This is a genomic window from Albimonas pacifica, from assembly GCF_900113695.1.
Lineage (GTDB): Bacteria > Pseudomonadota > Alphaproteobacteria > Rhodobacterales > Rhodobacteraceae > Albimonas > Albimonas pacifica.
The window spans coordinates 1-1,414 of the sequence record NZ_FOQH01000061.1 but is presented as its reverse complement, the minus strand read 5'-3'; the positions used below and the strand labels follow the sequence as shown (position 1 = coordinate 1,414).

At 70.7% G+C, this 1,414-nt stretch carries 3 protein-coding genes and 1 pseudogene; all 4 read left to right on the top strand.

Annotated features, from left to right (window positions below):
* A partial coding sequence (locus BM064_RS26660) for a phage protein Gp27 family protein (protein ID WP_092866650.1) occupies positions 1-462 on the top strand: 462 nt, incomplete at its 5' end.
* Positions 459-752, top strand: a complete 294-nt coding sequence (locus BM064_RS28260) for a ubiquitination-like system serine protease family protein (protein WP_092866647.1) — start codon at positions 459-461, stop codon at positions 750-752. The genes BM064_RS26660 and BM064_RS28260, both read left to right, overlap by 4 nt.
* 3 nt (positions 753-755) lie before the next feature.
* Positions 756-1,091: a hypothetical protein gene (locus BM064_RS27275; RefSeq protein ID WP_143103491.1), complete on the top strand. Its 336-nt coding sequence runs from the start codon at positions 756-758 to the stop codon at positions 1,089-1,091.
* Positions 1,088-1,414 (top strand): annotated as a pseudogene (locus BM064_RS26650) (hypothetical protein); the annotation flags it as partial. The gene BM064_RS27275 and the pseudogene BM064_RS26650, both read left to right, overlap by 4 nt.

Below are 1,414 nucleotides of genomic sequence, written 5' to 3'. Positions count from 1 at the left end.
GAGTTCGTCTCGAAGCTGGAGGCGCTGGACGCCGAGCATCACGGCGAGCTGCAGATCGAGATCCCGAGCTACAAGGGCTTCAACCGCTACTCGACCGAGATCGCCCGCCGCATCCGGCGCGATGAGCGCACCCGCGAGATCGTCGCCGCGCTGGCCGACCGCTACGACGCCAAGGACTCGGACGACCTGACCATCATGGCCGGCGAGGCCATCAAGATGCTCGTCTTCGAGCTGATGGGCGACGCGGACGGCCGCATGGCGCCGAAGGACGCGATGATGCTCGCCGCAGCGCTGAAGTCGGCCGTGCAGGCGCAGGGCGTCAGCTCCCAGCGCCGCGCCAAGCTCGAGAAGGAATTCGCCGGCAAGGTCGACAAGGCCATGGAGGTGGTAGCCCGCGCCAAGGGGCTCACCGCCGAGACGACCGAGGCGATCAAGGCGCAGATCCTCGGGGTGGCGACGTGACCAGGGCGCGGCACATCCCGGACGAGGGCGACTTCGAAGGCGAGGGCCGCCCCGGTTCCTTCCGGCTGATCCCCGGCGAAAGGCAGGGAGAGTACGAGTTCGCGTACATCTGCCCCTGCGGGTGCGGGGCGGAAGGGTGGCTCCTCGTCGGTCACGGCCACAAGCCGATGGGCAGGCGCGCGAGCTGGAGGTGGAACGGCTCGACGTCCGCTCCGACGCTGGATCCCTCGGTCAACCACGTCGGCCACTGGCATGGCTGGCTGCGCGACGGCGTCTGGAAGGAGGTCTGAGCGATGACCCACTACCGTGCCGTCTCGCCCGATCCGCGCCCCTGGTGTAGCGCCTCCCGCGCCACACCCGAGGAGGCCCGTATCGAGGCCGTGCGCCGCGCCGGCGGCGACGCCTGGAGCAACGAGGAACTGCGGGCCCAGATCTGGCGCTCCCTCGCGCGCGGCGGCTGGCGCCTGGAGGAAGTCGACGGCTCTGGCCGCCATCTCGGATGGGTGGGGGGTGACGCCCGGCCGAAAGGTGAGGGCCTGCGGTCTGATGGCCCGGGGAGGGCTGGGGACCGCCCGACCGGGCGCCTGGATGAACATCGCCCGATTCCCGTCTTGGGGCAACGCCGATGACCGGGCCGATCTCACAGGAGGAGTGGGAGCGCCAGCGGGGCGCCTCGATCGACACCGTTCCGGCGATGGTCGACGAGACCGGCGTCGAAGGCATCCTGCTGCCCTACCAGGCCCGTGCCGTCGCGCTGCTGGAGCGCAAGGGGACCGACGTCCTGGTGGTCGAGAAGAGCCGCCGCATCGGTCTCACCTGGGGCCTGGCCGCCTACGCCGTGCTGCGCGCCGCGCGCGAGAAGGCCGCGGGGGGCATGGACGTGATGTACATCTCCTATTCCAGGGAGATGACGCGCGAGTTCGTCGACGCCTGCGCGATGTGGGCCCGCGCC